Here is a 19902-nt window from a genome sequence, read left to right on the forward strand (position 1 = left end):
CTGACGCGCTGCAGCGTCAGCCACATAAAGGAGAGCGGCAATGAACAGCTTAGCCACCATGACAGCGTCAACGACAGACACGGCCTACGCCGGCTTCCAGGAAACCGGCTTCACCATAGAGCCCATGCCCGCACGCCCCGGCGGCTACCGCCTGGAGATGTCCGGCTTCCTTGCACCGGGATGGAGCGGCAGGCTTGCCGCCGGACTCGCGGAGCATCGCGTGGGCATCGTGCGGGGGAGCGCGGAAAAGATCAACGCCAGCAGTTGGCGCTCCAGCTTCGAGTTGAAGAGCGCCTCCTTTGCCGGAAGCCCGCAAGGAATCGATTTCCTGCGCCTTGCCGGCACCGAGCCCAACCACAAGGCCGCCGGCATCGAGCTCCTCTCCTTCACCATGGAGCCGACGACGCGCCACGACGGCAGCCTGTTCGTCGAATTGAAAGGCGTCGACCGGCTCGGCTTTCTCGGCGACCTGCTGGACTACTTCAGTATGCGCTGCCTGTTTCCCGTGAAGATGACCATCGACACCCGGGGTGACACCGCCGTGGACCGGTTCTGGCTCAGGGGCGTAGGGGGCTCGGTCCCCTCCGAGGCCATCACCGCCGCCATGAAGAACAACCTGGAGCAGCTCCTGGTGCGCTGAGGCTACGTCCTGCACACTGACTTCCCGCGGGTCCACCCTCTCCCTCTGGGAGAGGGCTGTCCCCTCCCCCACCGGAAGGGATACCTTTCCCCTTCGACCTCACCTGCATCTCTCATCACATTTCCCCGCTCACTCACACGAGTGCCCCTGCCACTGTCGGGCCGCCAACGGCACGTTTGCCCGCCCAGTCGGCCACAGGTTGAGACAGCCGGTTGCAAATTGAAACAGATTCGTTAAAGTCTTTAACGTTGCCTAATCCAGGGGGACGTCCATGATCATCCACATAGTCAGACACGCGGAAGCCATTGAGAGAACACCGGAGGTGCCCGAAGAGCACCGCTACCTCACCCGCCGCGGCAGGAGACGCTTCCGCAAGGCGGCCAAGAGCCTCGCCACGCTCGGTATCGAGCCCGACCTCGTCCTTACCAGCCCGCTGGTGCGCGCGGTGCAGACCGCCGACATCCTGGCCGAAAAGCTGCGCTACAAGCGCGAGCTGATCGTGGCGCCCCAGCTCTCGCCTGGTTTCCGCCCGGAAAAGCTCGACGAGTTGCTCAAGCTCTACCCCCAGGTGACCGAGGTTGCCCTGGTCGGCCACGAGCCGGACCTGGGGCTGGTGACACAGGCGCTCCTCGGGGAGGAATCATCCCTCACCCTCCCCAAGGGGGGCACGGTATCGTTCAAAAGAAGCGCCAGCGGCAGCGGCGAACCACTATTCCTGCAACTGGTTACCGGAACCGGCCGGATCGTCACCTCAAAGACCAAGGCGCTGGAACGCCTGCGCCAGGGTGGCTGACCGGAAATCACGCCGGGAAAACGAGGGGGACAGGCATCAGGCAAACGAGGGGCACCTGGCAAACGAGGGGGACAGGCACCTGCGGAGCCAGTCCCCAAAAAACGCACAAGGAGTGTCAAAGATGGTCCAGTCGGCAGCAGATTTCAGACAGCTGAAAGGCGTCGGCGCGATCCTCGGCAAACGGCTGTACGACGCGGGGTTCGACAGCTTCACCAAGATCGCGCAGGCAGGAGAGGAAGGCTTGAGCAAGGTGCGCGGGGTGAACCGGCGCCACCTCACGTCGATACTGCAACAGGCCCGGGAACTGGCCGGGAGGGAGCAGGACGAACAGCAGGAGCCGGCGCAGCTCATGCAGCAGCGCGTGACGGGGATGCGGGAAAAGGTGGAAAACCTGGCGCAGGCGACCCGCGATCGCTTCGCCGGGGAGATGTCGGAGAAGTGCGGCAGAAAACTGGGCTCCGACCTGGAAAGGATCGAGAACGCCTTGCTGCAGATGCATGACTTCGGCAACAAGCGCTCCAAGCGCATCGCCAAGATACTCACCAAGGCGGAAAAGAAAGTCAGCGGACTGGAAGACGCAACGCTCAAAAAGGTGCGCAAGGGTTTCAAGAAGGCGAGAAAGGCAGTGTTGAAGGCTCTGACGTAGCGTCACCACTCCCGCCCTCCCGGGTTGTCACAATCCGCCCCGTCCTGATACAATCTTGGCATCCCATCATGCTCAAGGAGTAGGCGTTGAAACAGAACCGGCTGGCCGCCATAGACATCGGCACCAACTCGATCCGCAGCATCATCGTGGAGACGGCGGGAAACGGCAAGTACAAGATCCTCGACGACGAGAAGGTGCTGGTGCGCCTGGGTGAAGGACTGCACCAGACCGGCCTCATCTCGCCTGCGGCGTGGCAGCGCGCCATCGAGGCGCTGTCGCGCCAGAAAAAGATCATCGACGGCTACCGGGTCACCTCAATCGAGGCGGTGGCGACCAGCGCGGTGCGCAAGGCCGGCAACGGCCGCGAGTTGATGGCCGCGGTGAGGGAGCAGACCGGGCTGGAAATCGAGGTTATCAGCGGCGAGGAGGAGGCGGAGCTGGCCGCCCTTTCGGCCCAGCACAACTTCGAGCTGGAAGGGGTGCGGCACCTGATCTTCGACATAGGAGGCGGCAGCCTGGAACTCATCTCCGCCTTGGGGGCGCACACCGAGGAGATGCTGTCGCTGGAACTGGGCGCCGTCTTTCTCACCGAGAGCTTTCTGAAGAGCGATCCGGTGCAGCAGGCCGAGCACCAGAAGCTGCGCAAGCATGTCCGCAAGAGCCTGAAGACCGCCTACACCGGGGAGCGCACCGGCATGCAGTGCCTGGTCGGCTCGGGGGGCACCGTCACCTCCATCGCCGCCATGGTCGCCGCCGCCAGGGGCGAGAAGTTCGATTCCCTGCACGGCTACGAGTTGCTCCGCTCGGAGCTGGTGCACCTGCTGGCCATGCTGGTGAGAAAGAGCGACAAGGAGCGCCGCGCCGTGCCGGGCCTGAACCCGGACCGCTCCGACATCATCGTCGCCGGCGTCACCGCCGTGGACGAGCTGATGGATTTCTTCCAGGTGAACCACCTGAAGGTGAACGAGCGCGGCATCCGCGAGGGGCTCATCCTGCGCGGCCTGCGCCGGCGCAACCTGCTGCCGGAGAAGAAACAGCGCTCCTGGCGCGACAGTTCCCTGGAGTTCGCCCGCTCCTGCCACTGCGACGAAGGGCACGCCCAGCAGGTAGCAAAGCTGTCACGGCAGATCTTCCTGGCGCTCGCCAAGCGTTACGGCTGGGGGGAGAAGGAACTGAGGCTGTTGGAAGCAGCCGCCATCATGCATGACGTCGGCTACTTCATCAGTTATTCCAGCCACCACAAGCATTCCTACCACCTGATCCGTCACGCCGACCTGTTCGGCTTCACCCCGCGCGAGCGCGAGCTGATGGCCAACATCGCCCGCTACCACCGCAAGTCCATGCCCAAGAAAAAGCACGACGAGTACACCCGGCTGTCCGCTGCGGACCAGCTCCTGGTCTCCCGGCTGGGTGGCATCCTCAGGTTGTGCGACGGCCTGGACCGGCGCCGCAACGCGGTGGTGCAGCAGCTCGACTGCGTGCTCGACAAGGACCTCCTGCGGCTTACCCTGGGGGGGGCCGAGGACATGTCGGTGGAACTCTACGGCGCCAAGGCCAAAAGCGATCTGCTCCAGGAATCCTGCCGCCTCAAGCTCGAGCTCCAGTCCCTTCCCCAGCAGCCTGCGCCCCCCCTGTAGGGGCGAATAATCATTCGCCCGCCTCTCTCGCCCCTGCTAATACCTCTATCCACCGTGTAGGGGCCAATAGAAAGCGCACCTCCCCCTGGAGGGGGGAGGCTGGCAGGGGGGAAGCCGGATCGAGCCGCTACGCTTCCCCCTCCCTGTCCCTCCCCCTCCGGGGGCGGGAACGCTTCGGAAACTTTCTCAGAAGCGACAATTTTCTGCAAGAACAAGCAAAAAGGCCGGGATCGATGTTCCCGGCCTTTTCACGTCTACCCGTGCTGTTAGCACCGGCCGTCCAATGTCATACGCAACAACCTACAGAAGGAAAAACGAGATGATGATTATCAGGAGACCGCCCGTTATCCTGACCGGCACCGATGACAGGAGGTGGCGTGCACGCCTGAACCACACCGGCAGCACATCCAGAAGCAGATGGCAAAGAAGCAAGATAAGAACAATGTAGATGATGCATTCGTGGCCGTAGCTTAAATATTCCATACTGGCCACCTCCTCCATCGGCGGAAATTCTGTGCTCTGCAACACATCCAGAAAGGAACCGCCACCGACTTATCCGGATAGTAGCATAGACAGTGCCATGAGCCTCTTTAACAGACGCGGACGGTTGTTGCCGGAACAAACAAAGGATCCGCCCGTTTAAAAGACAGCCCCCCGACGCTACCGGAGCAGGCGCCGCAGGCTGTTAAACTTATCGACACTTCTCTAGAAAACCTCTGTCGATTTCCTTTACAGCTTTACACTTTTGCCCGCTGCCAGGAAAAAAAGCGGCGGCGGGATGGTCCCGCCGCCGCGAATGCAGCTTCAGCCTGGTGAGGCAAATGCAACTTCAGCTGGTCAGGGCTGAACAGAGTTGTAATTCTGCCCGTCGTCCACTATGGAGTCGCCGGGGTTCTTGCTGTGGGGCACGCCGACCTGCACCGCACCGTCACAGACGCCGCCTTGACCGTCATCCGCGCTGAAGTTGATCCGGTAGACACGGCCGTTGCCGGTCCCGGAACGCTCGGCACGCAACAGTGCCTTGCCCCCCTGGATGATCGCATCGGGGCTGGTATCCCCGTCGCCAAGACCGTCAATGGGTTCATCCTGGGTGATGCCGGTGATGGTAAGGGTCACCTTGTCGTTGTCAGGGTCGCTTACACCGGTGAGGGTAACCGGGACCAGCTTGTGGTTGGGCGGCCAGAGCGCGCCCGGCACGACCTGGGCGTGATCACAGGAGGGAGGATCGTTTACATTCAGTACCTGTACCACCACCTCATCCGCCACTTCGCTGTCGACGAGAGCGTCATTCACGACCAGCTTAAAGGTCAAGGTCTCGCCCCCCAAGCCCACGAGAGGCGCGGTGAAGGTGGGATTCGGGCTGTGGGCGTCGGACAGGGCGACGGCGGGACCACCGACCTGGGCCCAGGTATAGCTCAGAGCATCGAGGTCGGGATCGCTGCTTGCGGTCCCGTCGAGGGCGACGATGCTTCCCTCATTCCGGGTCAGGTCCGCTCCCGCGTTCGCGACCGGCGCGTGGTTCACGTTTTCCACGACAACGTCCACCGTGTCGGTCGCGGTATCAATCCCGTCGCTTACGGTGAGCAGGAAGGTAAGCCTGGCGCCATCCACACCCACGGCAGGTGCCAAGAAGGTCGGGGCCGCCACGGTACTGTCCAGCAGCGGCACCGTAGGACCCGCAACCTGCTGCCAGGCGTAGAACAGATTTTCACCGTCGAGATCCCAGCTGTCCGAACCATCCAGCTGCACCTGGGACTTCTCGGCGACGGTCTGGTCGTCACCCGCGAGGGCCTGGGGCGGGTGGTTCACGTTCTTGACCGTGACGTTTACCGTATCGGGAGCGCTCGGAAAGTGGGTATCGTTGACGATCAGCTGGAAAGACAGGGTGCTCCCCCCGGCCGAAACCAGCGGGGCGACGAAGGTAGGATGAACCGGATCAGCCGTGTTCAAGGCCACCTTAGGACCAGCGATCTGGGACCACCCGTAGGACAGAGGGGCTCCGCTGATAGAGCGGCTGGCCGATCCATCCAGAACCACAACCGTACCTTCATTGAGGGAATTGTCGGCGCCCGCGTTGGCGATGGGCGGCGCTCCCTTGGCAATGCTGAAGAAGGTGCCGTTTGCGCCGGCGGGGGCGTAGAGGCCACCTCTACCACCGGCGACGGAAACAGTTCCGTAGTTCTGCAGGGTCCCGTAGAAGATCTTGATCCGGCCGCCGCCACCTCCGCCGCCGCCGTCATCCTGTCCGCACATGCCGGGGGTGCCGCAGCCTAAGGTCCCGCCCCCACCGCCGTTGGCTTTCAGAGTCCCGGTGTTGACGATGGTGCCGCCGTAGAGGAGGATGCCGCCCCCCGCGCCTCCGCCGGTGGAATCGTTGTAGTAAATCTTGCCGTCTTCGCCGCCGGCGCTGATGATCCCGGCGTTGCTGATGGATTCCGCCTCGATCCAGAGAGCGCCGCCACCGTTGCCGCCGAAGCCGCCGTTGTTGAGGTAGTCCCAAGGCGCGGCAGCACCGGCAGCCGACCCCATTTCGATGCTGAGCGTGTCCGCTGCCCCGTACGGGGTGCCGCCGAGGCCATCGATCGTCCAGCCAGCGTCGGTGACGCCGTTGCCTCCTTTGCCACCATAGGCGCCGCCGCCACCGCCATCGCTGTTACCGACGCGGCCGAATCCGGGTCCTTCACCGTTGCTGTTGAACACACCGCGATACCCCCTGCCATCGGCTATGATTGCCGATGTGGAGTCCACGATGACGCTCTTTGCCGTGAGTTTCAGGTAGCCGCCTGTCGAACCATTGTAAGGCTCAACGTACAACCTGCCGCCATTGACAATGGTCACATTGTCAAAACTCTGCTCACCTGACAATGTCTGTACCCCGCCACTGACCATCAAATCGGCAGCCGTGGCAGGAGAGACGCAGGAGATTGACAGAAGAAGCGATACTGCGGGAAAAGCCGTCAATCTGTTTCTAGACATCTTGAACCCCCCTTGAAATGGTTATCCATGACACAGAAGAAGGCAGGGGCCGATTGGGGCAAGCGTTGGCAAGCGCTTTCAGCAACGGCATCGTGCCGCCCAGCGGCGTCAAGGTGGCCGCGAATATATGTGCCATAATTTAATTTGTCAAATTCAATTTATTTTTTTTAACTTACGAAAAAGCATATCGAGGCGATCAATACGGCTGAGGAGATCATTGAGGAGGCGAAGAGGAAGCAGCAGGACCTGGGAACGGCATCGAGAATATGGCGCTGCAGGGGAAGCGAAGCGGTGGTGGGGATGGCGTGGGAACGTGAAAAGGGGAGGAAGGCTCCGCCCCCCTCCCCTCTTATTTTTACAGTCACTTCTGTTTCACATACCTACCCGAAACTGGCGAAGGCATCCTGCTCGGCGCTGGTGAACATGCGGTCGAGCTGGAGCATGAGCAGCAACTGCTCGCCGTGCTTGATGACACCGCAGATGAAGTCCTGGTCGACGCCGCCCGCGGCGATGCTGGGCGGGGGCTGAATCTCGCCGCTCGATATCCTGATCACCTCCGAGACACCGTCGACGATGAAGCCCATGAGCTTGCCGTCGATGTCCATCACCATGATCCGGGTGTGCTGGTCGTCGTCGGTGCTGCACATGCTGAACCTGTTTCTCAGCGAGATGATCGGTATCACCTTGCCGCGCAGGTTGATGATCCCCTCCACGCTGGGCGGGGTGTTGGGTATGTGGGTGATGGGAGTCATCCTGATGATCTCGCGCACCTTCAGCACCTCGACGGCATACTCTTCTGCGCCCAGGTTGAAGCTCACCAGTTGGATCAGTTCGCTGCTCGACTCACCTTTTTTGATCGGCAAATTCGCGGTAGACATTTATTCCTCCGAGGTTTTTTGGATCTATCTCGCCACCGGATTGTGACACGCGACTGCACAGTTTCTGCTGTCAGGTCGTCAATCTCGACACTTTGTGTGACGTATCGGCACCCGCAAAGGAATCTTGAGGAGAAGTTGGCGCCGCGGCGGGCGTCACCCCTTCGCCTCCGGGTCCACCGGGCGGAGGTGCCATATCCCCTCGTTGTATTCGGAGATGGTGCGGTCGGTGGAGAACTTGCCGCTCCTGGCGCTGTTGACGATGCTCATCCGCACCCACGCCTCACGGTCCTGGTAGGCCTCGGCGGCCTGCCGCTGGGCCCTGACGAAGCTGCGGAAATCGGCGGCGACCATCCAGGGGTCGTGCGGGCTCATGATCGCTTTCACGATGGGATCGAAGATCCCCTTCTCGAACATGTTGAAGTGCCCGCTGGTCAGCAGCTGCATGACCCGCTCCAGGTCCGGATCGGCGGCCACGATGCCGGCGGGGTTGTAGTTGCGCCGCTCCCGTTCCACCTCTTCGGCGGTGAGGCCGAAGACGAAGAAGTTCTCGTCCCCCACTTCCTCCCGGATCTCGATGTTGGCGCCGTCCAGGGTGCCGATGGTGATGGCGCCGTTCATCATGAACTTCATGTTGCCGGTGCCGGAGGCCTCCTTGCCGGCGGTGGAGATCTGTTCGGAGAGGTCGGTGCCGGGGCAGATCACCTCCATGGCGGTGACGCGGTAGTTGGGCAGGAACGCCACCTTGAGCCGGTCCCCCACCACCGGGTCCTCGTTGACCACGCGGGCCACGTTGTTGATCAGCTTGATGATCAGCTTGGCCATGTAGTAGCCGGGCGCCGCCTTGCCGCCGATCAGCACGCAGCGGTCGGTCCAGCCGTCGGTGTCTCCGCGCTTGATCCGGTCGTAGAGGTGGATCACGTGCAGCACGTTCAGCAGTTGGCGCTTGTACTCGTGGATCCTTTTCACCTGGACGTCGAAGAGGCTGTCCGGGTTGAAGGTGACGCCGCACTGCTCCTGCACCAGGGCTGCCAGCCGCTCCTTATTGGCCCTCTTCACGTCGTGCCACTCCCTGCGGAACTCGGGGTCGTCGGCAAAACGGACCGCCTCGGAGATCTTGGAGAGGTCGGCCACGAAGCCGTCACCGATCCTGGCGGTGAGCAGCCGAGTGAGCCCGGGGTTGCAGCGGGCCAGCCACCGGCGCGGCGTGACGCCGTTGGTCTTGTTGTTGAACTTCTCCGGCCACAGTTCGTAGAAGTCGCGGAACAGCCCCTGCACCAGCAGTTCGGAGTGCAGGGCGGCCACGCCGTTCACCGAGAAGCTGCCGACGATGGCGAGGTAGGCCATGCGCACCTGCTGCACCTCCCCTTCCTCGATGATGGACATGTTGCGCAGGCGCTCGCTGTCGCCGGGCCAGCGGCTGGCAACCTCGCCCAGGAAACGGGCATTGATCTCCAGGATGATCTCCAAAAGGCGCGGCATAAGCTGCCTGAACAGCGGCACGGACCACTTCTCCAGGGCCTCGGGGAGCAGGGTGTGGTTGGTGTAGGCCATGGTCCGGGTGGTGATCTGCCACGCCTCGTCCCAGGTGAGCCCCTGCTCGTCCATGAGCAGGCGCATCAGCTCCGGGACCGCGCAGCTCGGGTGGGTGTCGTTCAGCTGGAAGCAGTTGCGCTCGGCGAAGTGTGCGAAGGTCTTGCCCTGGCGCGAGATCCAGCGCTGCAGGACGTCCTGCAGGCTCGCCGAGGCCAGGAAGTACTGCTGCCTGAGCCTGAGCGCCTTGCCGTTTTCGCTGGCGTCGTTGGGGTAGAGCACCATGGTGATGTTTTCCGCCTCGTTCTTCATGGCGACCGACTCGGTGTAGCTCCCGGCGTTGAACTCCTCCAGGTCGAACACGTCCGTGGCGGCGGCCTTCCACAGCCTCAGCGTGTTGACGGTCCCGTTGCGGTAGCCGGGGATGGGGAGGTCGTAGGGAACGGCGAACACGTCATGGGTGTCGAGCCAGCAGAAGCTCACGGTGCCGTCGTCGTTGCGCCTGGTTTCGCAGCGCCCGCCGAAGCGGACCCTTTGGGTGTACTCGGGGCGCTCCATCTCCCAGGGGTTGCCGTCGCGCAGCCAGTGGTCGGGTTCCTCGACCTGGCGCCCGTCCTCGATGCGCTGGCGGAACATGCCGTACTCGTAGCGGATGCCGTACCCCATGACCGGCAGTTGCAGGGTGGCGCAGCTGTCCAGGAAACAGGCCGCCAGGCGGCCCAGACCGCCATTGCCAAGGCCTGCATCGATCTCCTGGTCGGCCAGGTCCTCCAGGTGCAGCCCGAGCTGCTGCATGGCCTCCGCCGCCGGCTCGTCGAGCCCGAGGTTGAGGACGGCGTTGCCCAGGGCACGCCCCATCAGGAATTCCAGGGAAAGGTAGTAGCCGGTCTTGGTGTTGGCGTTGATGTAGGCGTAGCGGGTGTTGTTCCAGCGCTCGATCAGGCGCTCGCGGATCGTATAGGCGATGGCCTGGTAGTGGTAGCGGATGTTGCGGCAGAACCTGTCGCGCCCCAGGTGGTGAAAGTAGTGGTGTGCGAAATCCTTGACCAGGCCTTCGGCGTCCATGGGGAGCGCCTCCAGCTCGCAAATGTTCTGGGGGCAAAGGATATTCTTTTCCTTGTCGTGCATAAGCGAGAACTCCTTTCGCGGAGGGTTGGGTTGACGGCGATACATTGTACCTATTTCGGCAGAAAAACGTTTAGCTGAAGGCGATTCCCTCACCCCGGCCCTCTCCCAAGGGGAGAGGGGCATGGACAGAACAGCGTGACCGGATGTTGTACCCTCGCCCTCCGGGAGAGGGTGGCCGCAGGCCGGGTGAGGGAAGACGCGGCCTCAGCCCGGCTCGAACAGCTTGGCCGCGGCGCGCATCTGCTCGGGGGTGCCCAGGAGAAGCGCGATGTCCCCCTCCAAAAACTCCCAAACCGGGTCGGGATTGGCGGCGATGTCGTCTCCCCTCTTGACGGCCACCACGGTGGCCCCGGACCGGGAGCGCAGCATCCCTCCCCTGAGCCTCTCCCCCTCGATGGGCGCACTCCTGCGCACCCTGAAGCTGCCGATCTCGGCGCCGGAAAGAAACCCGGCGATGCCGACGGCGTGGCTGTGGCGCTTGCTGACGCTGCGCAGCATGTCGTATCCGTCGCGTCTGACATCGGCGATGCAGTCTTCGATCACGTCCTGCGGGATCAAAAACCGCTTCAGCACACGGGACAGGATCTCCACCGAGGTCTCGAACTCCTCTGGGATCACCTCGTTCACCCCCAGCCGGAACAGGGGCTCCATCTCCAGCAGGTAGCGGGTGCGCACGATGACGTGAATGGAAGGGTGCATGGATCGGGCCTGCGCGGCGATGCGGCGGCTGGCCGCAGCGTCGGAGATGGCGACCACCATGATGCGTGCGTCATGGATCCGGGCGTGCTCCAGTATCTCGGGTTTGGAGGCGTCGCCGAAAATGATCTCCTCCCCCTCTCTTCTCAGGCTGCGCACGGTGAAGGGGTTGGTCTCGATGATGACGCGCGGGATCTCCAGGTTCTTCAGGGTACGCGCCAGGTTCTTGCCGTTGACCCCGTAACCCACGATGATGACGTGGTCCTGGTAGCCGACCTTGTCGCCGTTTTGGGCGAGGCTGCTGCGGCCGCGGGTCCAGGAGTGCGGCAGCGTCGCGGTCATGAAGTCGGCCACCGGTCCCGCCAGCTTCATGCACAGCGGGGTGAGCGCCATGGTGGCGATGGAAGCCCCCAGGAAAAGCTGGTAGGTCTCCGGGGTGAGCAGGCCGTACTTCAAGCCGCTTCTGGAAAGGACAAAGGAGAACTCGCCGATCTGGGCCAGCGACAGTCCGGCAATGAGGGCGATGCGCATGGGGAGCCCGAGGGCGATCCCTGCCGCGGAGGCGAGCAGCGCCTTGACCACGATGATGGAAAGCACGAGGCCCAGCAGCAGCACGGGGAACTTGAACAGGATGGCGGGCTTGAGCAGCATGCCCACCGAGATGAAAAAGAGGCTCATGAAGGCCTCGCGGAAGGGCATGATGTCGCTGAGCGCCTGGTGGCTGTACTCCGATTCCGAGATGGAGAGCCCCGCGATGAAGGCCCCGAGAGCCAGCGAGAGCCCCACCTGCGCCGTGACCCAGGCGGTGCCCATGCCGACGAAGATGATGGAGAGCACGAAGAGCTCGCGGCTCCTGGTTTTCACCACCTGTTCGAAGAGCCACGGCACCACGAAACGGGCGCCGTAGTGGGCGCCGACGATGACGGCCGCCGCCTTGGCCGAGACCAGGGCGATGTCGGCCAGCCCCTTGCCGCCGCCGGCGAGGAAGGGGGTGAAGAGCATCAGCGGTACGATGCAGAGGTCCTGGAAGATGAGGATACCGAGTGCGGCCTTACCCTGCGGGGTGTCCATCTCGCCGGCGTCCATCATCAGCTTCATCAGGATGGCGGTCGAGGAGAGCGCGACCAGGAAACCGAAGAAGACCGCCTGGGGAAGCGGGAAGCCTCCCAGGGAGCCCAGCGCCGCCACCGCGGCGATGGTGAGAACGAGTTGCAGACCGCCGCCGAGGAGCACCATGTGGCGGATGCGCATCAGCTCCTTCAACGACAGCTCGATGCCGATGGTGAACAGCAGGAGCACCACCCCGTACTCGGCCATCTGCTCGACCTGGTGGGTGTTCCGGATGAAGCCCAGGGCATAGGGGCCGGCCAGCAGGCCGGTGATCAGGAAGCCGACGATGGAGGGAAACTTGAACCTGCGCAGCACTACCACGGTGAGGAGGGCCAGACCGAAGAGAACAACGATGTCGCGTAGTGCGTGAAAATCCATGAAACCTCACTTTATGTCAATTTGCGGCGCCCCGCTGCCGCACAACCCACTTGGCCAGTTCCAGGGCCGGGACGATCGATCCCGAAGCAAGGATGATGACGCCCCAGTCGAGGGGTGTCAAGGAGAAGGTGCCGAAGGGCCGGTGCAGCACCGGCAGGTAGACCACCACCAGCAGCAGGCCGATCTCCCAGAGGACCGCGCGGTTCAGCCACCTGTTGGCGAAGGGGCGCCTGAAGATGGAATCGCGGTCCGAACGGAAATTGTACGCGTTGAAAAACTGGATCAGCACCAGCGACACGAAGGTCACCGTCATGGCCTCGGCATCGGAACGCCCCGAGGCGCGGGCCCAGGCGAAAAGCGCCAGGTTCACCAGTGCCGACCAGGCCCCGCCCGCCAGTATCAGCGTCACCACGGCGCGGGTGAAGATGCCGCGCGTGGCGTCCCTGGGCGGACGGCGCATGAGACCGGGTTCGGCCGGATCGACCGCGAGCGCCAGGGCGGGGAGGCCGTCGGTGGCCAGGTTCACGTACAGGATCTGCACCGCGCCCAGGGGCAGCGGCAGCCCGGCCAGCATGGCGCCCATCATGAGACCGATCTCGCCGATGTTGGAGGAAAGCAGGTACATCAGGTACTTCTTGATGTTGTCGAAGATGGCCCGCCCCTCCTCCACCGCGGCCACGATGGAGGCGAAGTTGTCGTCGGTGAGGGTCATGGCGGCGGCCTCCTTGCTGACCGCGGTGCCGGTGATCCCCATGGCGATGCCGATATCCGCCTTCTTGAGCGCCGGGGCATCGTTGACCCCGTCGCCGGTCATGGCGACCACCTCGCCATTTTTTTGCAGGGCGGCGACGACCCGGAGCTTGTGCGCCGGCGACACCCGGGCGTAGACCCGGATGTCGGGGACCGCGCGCTCCAGCGCTGCGTCGTCCATGGACTCCAGTTCGGCGCCGGTCACCACCCGCTCCCGGTCCAAAAGCCCCAGTTCGCGTGCCACGGCAGCGGCGGTGACCGGATGGTCCCCGGTGATCATGACGGGGCGGATGCCCGCCTCCCGGCAGACGCCGATGGCGGCGCGGGCCTCGGGACGGGGCGGATCGATCATGCCCACCAGGCCGAGAAAGGTCATGCCGCTCTCGGCCCCGTTGCGGTCGGTGCCGCTTTTGCGCGCCACGGCCAGGACACGCAGGGCGGCAGCCGCCATCTCGCGCGCGGCCCCGGCGATGCGTGCCAGCGAGGCCTCGTCCAGCGGTGGTTCGCCGTTTCCAAGGGGACAGGCACCTTCGGAGCCAGTCCCCCCTGCCAATTGGGTGGTGCAGGCGGAGAGGATCACCTCGGGCGCCCCCTTGGCGCAGGCAAACAGAGCGGAGCCTTCGCCGTGCAGCGTGGTCATGCGCTTGCGCTCGGAGCTGAAGGGAATCTCGTCAAGGCGCGGGTATCTGGCGGCCAGCTCGGCCTGGGATAGCCCCGCCTTGGCCGCAGCGACGACCAGGGCCGCCTCGGTGGGGTCCCCCTGCGCCGACCAACGCCCGGATGCCTCGTCCCGGACCACCCGGGCGTCGCAGGCCAGCACGGCCACGCGCAGCAGTTCAACCACTGCGGCGGCGGGGGGCACCACCCTCCCCTCAAGGGAAAACTCCCCCTCCGGGGCGTAGCCGGCGCCGGAAAGGTCGTACCATGCGTCGGCGCAGTACACTCTGCGCACGGTCATCTCGTCCCTGGTGAGCGTCCCGGTCTTGTCCGAGCAGATCACCGTGGTGCTCCCCAGGGTTTCCACCGCGGCCAGGCGCCGCATCAGGGCGTGGCGCTTGACCATGCGCTGCACGCCCAGGGCGAGCGAGATGGTGACCACGGCGGGTAGTGCCTCGGGGACCGCCGCTACTCCCAGGGCGATGCCGAAGAGGAGCATGCCGATGAACGGTTCGCCGCGCCAAAGCCCGGCAACAACGATGACGACGACGGCGACCAGGGCGGCCCGGGCCAAGAGGTTGCCCACCCGGTCCAGGTTTTCCTGCAGCGGGGTCCTGCCGGTCTCGATGCCGGAGATCATCCGGGCGATGCTGCCGAACTCGGTCTGCATGGCGGTGGCGACCACCACGCCGGCTCCGCGGCCGTAGCTCACCACCGTGCCGGCGTAGACCATGTTGCCGCGCTCGGCAAGCGGGGTTTCGGGTGAGAAGGCAACCGACGCCCGTTTATCCACGGGCAGCGACTCTCCGGTCAGCGCCGCCTCGTCGAGCTGCAGGTTGTACGCCTGGGCGAGCCTGACATCGGCGGCGACCCGGTCGCCGGGGCGCAACAGGAGCAGGTCGCCCGGCACCAGGTCGCGGGCCGGCACCGTCACCTCGGCGCCCCCCCGAAGTACCGCGGCATCCGGCGCCGCCATGCGCCGTAGCGCCTCCAGGGCCCGTTCCGCCCGAAATTCCTGCCAGAACCCGAGCAGCGCCGCGAAAATGACGATGACGGCGATGGTGACCGCCTCGACGGCATGGCCGAGGAAAGCCGACAGCAGGGCCGCGACGAACAGGATGACGATGAGGACGTTTTTGAATTGCCGGAAGAAGACGGGCCAGGGCGAGAGCGGCTTGGCGGCGGTCAGTTCGTTGGCGCCGAAGCGGGTGAGCCGCCGCGCCGCCTCGGCAGGGTCGAGGCCACCCGGGCCTGTTTCCAGGCGGGTGTAGAGCTCGCCCGGATCGAGGCTGTGCCAGGGGACCTGAAGCTGCGCTGGCTGGTCTGGGTGGTTGCGCGGGCCGTTCCCCGATGAGATCACGGCTGCTCCTCCCGCAAAAGGTGCGGCGGCAGGCTACCTGGTCCCCGGACGGATCACCTGTCCGGGGCTGACGAAGGAAATGCCCTGTCCGGAAGTGGCGCCGATCATCACGGTTTCGATGATGGGCGCGTTCATGGTGCGGTCGGCCTGCCACTTCACGATGAAATTGGCGCCGAAGCCGCCGGCCACGTCCTTCTCCTCGATATGGACGTAGGTGCTGGCCAGCGGCGCCAGGGAGAGCGGCTTGTCCTGGTAGCGGCGCAGCAGTTTCCCGCTGGTGTCGTAGTAGTCGATGGCGGTGATGCGCAGCCAGGAATCCATGTCCGTGTTCCTGATGCTGAGGGTGGCGGCCAACTGGTACGGCAGGTTGCGCGGCCCGCTGAAAACGTTGGAGTAAACCGGAACGTACACGGTCTGCCCCTTGGAAAGGTGGACCTGGTCCGGCGCCGACCAGACGGACACCGGCAGGGCGACAAGAGCGAACAGCAACAAAGATGCGGCAAGACGCATGGCTTCCTCCATTTCCGGCGCTGACCGGAGCAGTATATCAGGCGTCGCCGGGGCGGCTAGCGGTTCAGTAACGGAACCAGGCCACGCACGAGGTCCATGACGAAATTGATCCCGGCCAGTGCGCCCAGCGTCCCCACCACGCCGCAAGCGAGGGAAACGAAACCGTTTCGCACCTTCCATGCGACGGGAATGAGGCAAAAAGACATGAGCAGGTAGAGAAACAGGGTGAGCAGGTGCGCGGAAAGGCGCAGGTTGGCCGCAACGCTGAATCTGTCCATCACGGTCAGTATCACCGCGACCGCCGCGGCACGCACCAGCATCCCGGTTCCGTCGCTCCTGAGTGCGGAGCGAAAGACTACGATCCAGACGATGGCCTTAAAGAGAATAGCAAAAAAAATCATGAAAGCTCCCTGTTGCTGTAATTTTGTTGTCCTCGCTTCATTACTCGCTGGAGCAGAGTAACATAATTCGTTCGGGATATGGTTATTCAAAGGATAAAGTGGTATTATCTAGACCTTTGCGACCGTATGTGACACTGAGACAGTAGCGATGCCGGGTCTGACAGAAACCACATGCCCCAGATACAGAGGAGAGCCTTGTCCCGCCCTCTCATCTGAGGGAGAGGGATCGGCGCAGATCGGCGCCTGGACAGGTTTTCCCTTGACAAGAAAGGCTCCGGCGAAAGATAGTGATCCGATGTCTACACAATCCGGGGCAACTCCCCAAAGGCCGTGCAGCGCGCCGGGAAGCACAGCCGCCCCAAGTCTACAGGTGACCAAGAACTATGTATAACGGCAAGGTGATCATTTGCGACGACGAGGTCGAGATCCTCAGGTACCTGAGCAAGATTCTATCGGCCAAGGGGCTGGAGCTCGAGGTGTTCAGCTCCGGCACCTCCCTGATGAACTGCCTGGAAAACCGGGGGCTTGACGACGGCGACCTGATGCTCCTCGACGTGAAGATGCCCGACCTGGACGGGCTGGAAATACTGCAGCGCGTGAAGAGGATGAAGCTGGACGTCCCGGTGGTGATGATGACCGCCTACGCCTCCATCAACTCGGCCATAGAGGCGATGAAGCTTGGGGCCTACGACTACGTCACCAAACCCTTCCCCAAGGAAAAGATCTTCGGCATCCTGGAAAAGGTGCTGGAGCGCAAGGAACTGCTCAAGGAAAACAGCGCCCTCAAGGACGAACTGGGCATCCCCTCCGCGTCCACCCCGCTCATCTTCAGCTCCGAGACCTTCAGAAGGGTGCACGACATGGCCATGCTGGTGGCGCAAAGCGAGTCCAACGTGGTGATCCTCGGGGAGTCCGGCACCGGCAAGGAACTGGTCGCCAGCCTGATCCACAACAACAGCCCGAGGGCCAAGGAGCGCTTCCTCACCATCAACTGCGCCGCGCTCTCCGACACCCTTTTGGAAAGCCAGCTCTTCGGCCACGTGAAGGGCGCCTTCACCGGCGCCATCACCGCGCAGAAGGGGCTTTTGGAGGCCGCCAACCACGGCACGCTGTTCCTGGACGAGGTGGGCGACATGAGCCCCGCCATCCAGGCGAAACTGTTGCGCGTGCTGCAGGAGGGGGACTTCATCCCGGTCGGCGACACCAAGGCCAAGAGCGTCGACATCCGCTTCCTGGCAGCGACCAACAAGGACCTCGAGGAGGAGGTGCGCCAGAAGCGCTTCCGGGAGGACCTCTTCTTCCGGCTCAACGTGATCTCGCTGCACCTCCCTCCCCTGCGGGACCGCGGCGAGGACATCGAGCTTTTGGCGCGGCACTTCCTGGCCAAGTACTCGGCGCGCATGAAGCGCGACATCAACGACTTCACCCGCGAGGCCATGCAGCTGTTGAAGTCGTACAACTGGCCCGGCAACATCCGCGAGCTGGAAAACGCCATCGAACGCGCCGCCATCCTGACCCGCGGCAGCACCATCACCGCGGAAACCCTCCCGGTCTGGCGCACCCCGCCCCCGCTTCCCGAAACCAGGCAGGAAGGGGGCAAGCGCCTGGTCTCCCTGGAGACCGTGGAGCGCGAGCACATCCTGCACGTCCTCAAGGCCTCCGGCAACAACAAGAGCCGCGCCGCCAAGATCCTCGAGATCGCCAGGCGCACCCTGGACCGCAAGATCGAGGAATACGGGCTGGAAGACGAGGGAGCGCGCTGATGCTCAGGCGTTTCCCGATCCGGGCCAAACTCACCGTCGGCTCCGTCGCCCCCCTCTTCGTCGCCTTCTTCATCTGCTCCCTGGCCGGCCTCTACATCATCAACGACAAGATCGCCAGCCAGGCCCAGGAAAAGGTGCGCACCGACCTCAACTCCGCGCGCGAGGTGTACCGCAACGAACTGGAGCGGATCCGCGAGCTGATGGATCTCACCGCCACCAACCCCTACAACTCCAACTCCATCGTGGCGGGGGAGAAGAACATCCAGTCCCTCTTGCGCACCCGGATGGAGAACAAGCACCTCGACATCCTGACCGCGGTGGACGCTTCCGGACGGGTGCTGTTCCGCGCCCACAGCCCGCAGCTCAAAGGGGACCGGCAGTCCGCCTACTTCGTGGAACAGGCGCTCAAGGGGATCGCCGTCACCGGGACCACCGTGCTCACCCCGGACGATCTGGGCAAGGAAGGGATATCCCTCACCAACCGCGCCACCATCCCCCTTATCTCCACGCCGCATGCCCGGCCGCGCGCCGACAAGACCGAGCGCTCCGGGATGGTGATGGTGTCGGCCTTCCCGCTCAAGAACAACGCCGGCGCCGTGATCGGCGCGCTCTACGGCGGCATCCTCCTCAACAACAACAACGCCCTGGTGGACAAGATCAAGGAGATCGTCTACGAGGGGGTGCAGTTCAAGGGGACCGACGTGGGGAGCGCCACCATCTTTCTCGGCGACACCCGCATCGCGACCAACGTGCGCACCACCGACGGCGCCAGGGCCATCGGCACCCGTGTCTCCGAGCAGGTCTACAAGCAGGTGATCCAGGAGAAGAAGAAGTGGATCGGCCGCGCCTTCGTGGTCAACGACTGGTACTTCACCGCCTACGAGCCCATCATGGACCTGCAGGGGAAAGCGATCGGCTCGCTCTACGTGGGGATGCTGGAAAAGCCCTACACGCACATGCAAAAGAGCGTCAACTCCATCCTGTACCTGGTGCTCTTCGTCACCTCGCTGATCGGCATCGCCGTCTCCGGCTTCATCGGCACCCTTTTGGCCCGCCCGATCAAGGAACTGGAGAAGCTGGCGCACCGGGTGGCCCGCGGCGAGCGCGACCTGCAGATCGAGGTGCAGTCGACCGACGAGGTGGGGGACCTGGCCGAGGCCTTCAACCTGATGACCCGCGCCCTGGGGCGCCAGGAGGCGGAGATCGGCCTCTTGCACCGGGCCCTGGAGCTGAAGATCGAGGAGCGCACCGCGCAACTCTCGGACAAGACCAAGCTCCTGGCGCAGACCCAGGCGGACCTGGCGCGCGCGGAGAAGCTCGCCGACCTCGGCATCGTGGCCGCCGGCGTGGCCCACGAGATCAACACCCCCCTGGCCATCATCCGCGGCAACACCGAGGTGCTGGAGATGTGCCTCCCCGAGGATCACCCCAACCACGAAGAAGTGGAGATCATCAGCCAGCAGACCGAGCGCATGGCCAAAATCGTGGGCAATCTCCTGACCTTCGCCCGCCAGAAGTCGCTGAACCAGCGCCAGTTCATGGTGCACGAGGTGCTGGACGACATCGTGGCGCAGATCAGGCACCAGGTCCCCATGGACGCGGTCTCGGTGAAATGGGAATACGACATGAACCTGGGGCCGGTCACCGGCGACACCGACCAGCTGAGGCAGGTGTTCAGCAACATCATCCTCAACGCGGTGCAGGCCATGCTCCCCGACGGAGGGACGCTGAGGCTCACCACCCGCCGCCACGGACCGGGCAACGGCTGCATCGTGGAGATCCGCGACACCGGCAAGGGGATCTCCGCCGAGCACCAGGAGAAGATCTTCACCCCCTTCTTCACCACCAAGGACACCGGCACCGGCCTCGGCCTCTCGGTCTCCTACGGCATCGTCAAGGACCACGGCGGTGACATCCGGGTGTCGAGCACCCCGGGGATGGGCACCTGCTTCGAAATAGAACTGCCGGGGGTGGACCCGCTCGCCCCCGCCGAAAACGAACTGTGACGCTCCGCAGCAACCGGTACCAGAGCGCACCATAACGACAGCA

14 protein-coding genes are annotated in these 19902 nt (G+C 63.9%); 6 read left to right on the forward strand and 8 right to left on the reverse strand.

Annotated features, from left to right (window positions below):
- The first annotated feature begins 40 nt into the window (after nt 1–40).
- From H7687_RS06315 to H7687_RS06330, 4 genes are all read left to right on the forward strand, one after another.
- Complete coding sequence (locus tag H7687_RS06315) at nt 41–640, forward strand: hypothetical protein (protein WP_183346219.1); 600 nt, start codon at nt 41–43, stop codon at nt 638–640.
- Nucleotides 641–911: 271 nt separating this feature from the next.
- Entirely contained in the window at nt 912–1433 is a 522-nt protein-coding gene (locus H7687_RS06320; RefSeq protein ID WP_183346220.1) for a SixA phosphatase family protein, read from the forward strand.
- 121 nt (nt 1434–1554) lie between these two features.
- Nucleotides 1555–2079, forward strand: coding sequence for a helix-hairpin-helix domain-containing protein (locus H7687_RS06325; RefSeq protein WP_183346221.1), 525 nt, complete (start codon nt 1555–1557; stop codon nt 2077–2079).
- Nucleotides 2080–2165: 86 nt separating this feature from the next.
- Nucleotides 2166–3716 (forward strand): Ppx/GppA phosphatase family protein, encoded by a 1551-nt coding sequence (locus H7687_RS06330; RefSeq protein ID WP_183346222.1) that lies wholly within the window; start codon nt 2166–2168, stop codon nt 3714–3716.
- 300 nt (nt 3717–4016) lie between these two features.
- On the opposite strand, the gene H7687_RS06335 is transcribed toward H7687_RS06330, so the two are convergent.
- From H7687_RS06335 to H7687_RS06370, 8 genes are all read right to left on the reverse strand, one after another.
- On the reverse strand, nt 4017–4199 hold the full coding sequence (locus tag H7687_RS06335; protein ID WP_183346223.1) for a hypothetical protein: 183 nt from the start codon (nt 4197–4199) through the stop codon (nt 4017–4019).
- Nucleotides 4200–4553: 354 nt separating this feature from the next.
- Nucleotides 4554–6554 (reverse strand): PKD domain-containing protein, encoded by a 2001-nt coding sequence (locus H7687_RS06340; RefSeq protein ID WP_183346224.1) that lies wholly within the window; start codon nt 6552–6554, stop codon nt 4554–4556.
- Between the two features lie 518 nt (nt 6555–7072).
- The gene (locus H7687_RS06345) at nt 7073–7570 is read right to left on the reverse strand and encodes a chemotaxis protein CheW (RefSeq protein WP_183346225.1); all 498 of its coding nucleotides are present in this window, start codon (nt 7568–7570) and stop codon (nt 7073–7075) included.
- Between the two features lie 153 nt (nt 7571–7723).
- Nucleotides 7724–10228 carry a glycogen/starch/alpha-glucan phosphorylase gene (locus H7687_RS06350; protein ID WP_183346226.1) on the reverse strand — a complete coding sequence of 835 codons (2505 nt, stop codon included), beginning with the start codon at nt 10226–10228 and terminating at the stop codon, nt 7724–7726.
- A 204-nt stretch (nt 10229–10432) separates the two neighbouring features.
- Nucleotides 10433–12412 carry a monovalent cation:proton antiporter family protein gene (locus tag H7687_RS06355; protein ID WP_183346227.1) on the reverse strand — a complete coding sequence of 660 codons (1980 nt, stop codon included), beginning with the start codon at nt 12410–12412 and terminating at the stop codon, nt 10433–10435.
- 16 nt (nt 12413–12428) lie between these two features.
- The gene (locus H7687_RS06360) at nt 12429–15179 is read right to left on the reverse strand and encodes a cation-translocating P-type ATPase (protein ID WP_246404654.1); all 2751 of its coding nucleotides are present in this window, start codon (nt 15177–15179) and stop codon (nt 12429–12431) included.
- Between the two features lie 33 nt (nt 15180–15212).
- Nucleotides 15213–15689, reverse strand: coding sequence for a DUF3124 domain-containing protein (locus H7687_RS06365; protein WP_183346228.1), 477 nt, complete (start codon nt 15687–15689; stop codon nt 15213–15215).
- Nucleotides 15690–15745: 56 nt separating this feature from the next.
- Entirely contained in the window at nt 15746–16090 is a 345-nt protein-coding gene (locus tag H7687_RS06370; protein ID WP_183346229.1) for a hypothetical protein, read from the reverse strand.
- 383 nt (nt 16091–16473) lie between these two features.
- On the opposite strand from H7687_RS06370, the gene H7687_RS06375 reads away from it, so the two are divergent.
- Both H7687_RS06375 and H7687_RS06380 read left to right on the forward strand, forming a co-directional pair.
- Nucleotides 16474–17853, forward strand: a complete 1380-nt coding sequence (locus H7687_RS06375; protein WP_183346230.1) for a sigma-54-dependent transcriptional regulator — start codon at nt 16474–16476, stop codon at nt 17851–17853.
- A complete protein-coding gene (locus tag H7687_RS06380; RefSeq protein ID WP_183346231.1) occupies nt 17853–19859 on the forward strand; it encodes a cache domain-containing protein in 2007 nt (668 codons plus the stop codon). The genes H7687_RS06375 and H7687_RS06380 overlap by 1 nt, the downstream gene beginning before the upstream one ends.
- Nucleotides 19860–19902 lie beyond the last annotated feature (43 nt).

Origin of the sequence: Geomonas paludis (assembly GCF_014193585.1) — a bacterium.
In the GTDB taxonomy this organism is placed as follows: Bacteria; Desulfobacterota; Desulfuromonadia; order Geobacterales; family Geobacteraceae; genus Geomonas; species Geomonas paludis.

What these genes read in the sequence shown, in the direction of transcription:
- H7687_RS06315 (WP_183346219.1), top strand. Translation starts at nt 41, where the DNA reads ATGAACAGCTTAGCCACCATGACAGCGTCAACGACAGACACGGCCTAC.
- H7687_RS06320 (WP_183346220.1), top strand. Translation starts at nt 912, where the DNA reads ATGATCATCCACATAGTCAGACACGCGGAAGCCATTGAGAGAACACCG.
- H7687_RS06325 (WP_183346221.1), top strand. Translation starts at nt 1,555, where the DNA reads ATGGTCCAGTCGGCAGCAGATTTCAGACAGCTGAAAGGCGTCGGCGCG.
- H7687_RS06335 (WP_183346223.1), bottom strand. Translation starts at nt 4,199, where the DNA reads ATGGAATATTTAAGCTACGGCCACGAATGCATCATCTACATTGTTCTT.
- H7687_RS06345 (WP_183346225.1), bottom strand. Translation starts at nt 7,570, where the DNA reads ATGTCTACCGCGAATTTGCCGATCAAAAAAGGTGAGTCGAGCAGCGAA.
- H7687_RS06350 (WP_183346226.1), bottom strand. Translation starts at nt 10,228, where the DNA reads ATGCACGACAAGGAAAAGAATATCCTTTGCCCCCAGAACATTTGCGAG.
- H7687_RS06355 (WP_183346227.1), bottom strand. Translation starts at nt 12,412, where the DNA reads ATGGATTTTCACGCACTACGCGACATCGTTGTTCTCTTCGGTCTGGCC.
- H7687_RS06365 (WP_183346228.1), bottom strand. Translation starts at nt 15,689, where the DNA reads ATGCGTCTTGCCGCATCTTTGTTGCTGTTCGCTCTTGTCGCCCTGCCG.
- H7687_RS06370 (WP_183346229.1), bottom strand. Translation starts at nt 16,090, where the DNA reads ATGATTTTTTTTGCTATTCTCTTTAAGGCCATCGTCTGGATCGTAGTC.
- H7687_RS06375 (WP_183346230.1), top strand. Translation starts at nt 16,474, where the DNA reads ATGTATAACGGCAAGGTGATCATTTGCGACGACGAGGTCGAGATCCTC.
- H7687_RS06380 (WP_183346231.1), top strand. Translation starts at nt 17,853, where the DNA reads ATGCTCAGGCGTTTCCCGATCCGGGCCAAACTCACCGTCGGCTCCGTC.